Origin of the sequence: Liquorilactobacillus capillatus DSM 19910, assembly GCF_001434915.1 — a bacterium.
Lineage (GTDB): Bacteria > Bacillota > Bacilli > Lactobacillales > Lactobacillaceae > Liquorilactobacillus > Liquorilactobacillus capillatus.
The window spans coordinates 1-209 of sequence record NZ_AZEF01000046.1 but is presented as its reverse complement, the minus strand read 5'-3'; the positions used below and the strand labels follow the sequence as shown (position 1 = coordinate 209).

Sequence of the window (209 nt, the reverse complement as noted above, 5' to 3'; positions counted from 1 at the left end):
AATGAGTCGTGACAGGCTCGAACTGTCGACCCTCTGATTAAAAGTCAGATGCTCTACCGACTGAGCTAACGACTCAATGGAGGATACAGGGCTCGAACCTGTGACCCTCTGCTTGTAAGGCAGACGCTCTCCCAACTGAGCTAATCCTCCATTGTGCACGGCAACGTCCTACCCTCGCAGGGGGCGATCCCCCAACTACTATCGGCGTT

General features: G+C 54.5%; 2 tRNA genes. Both read right to left on the bottom strand.

Annotated elements, in window-relative coordinates:
- Positions 1-2: 2 nt before the first annotated feature.
- A tRNA-Lys gene (locus FC81_RS09430) sits at positions 3-75 on the bottom strand.
- Positions 76-77: 2 nt separating this feature from the next.
- A tRNA-Val gene (locus tag FC81_RS09425) sits at positions 78-150 on the bottom strand.
- Positions 151-209 lie beyond the last annotated feature (59 nt).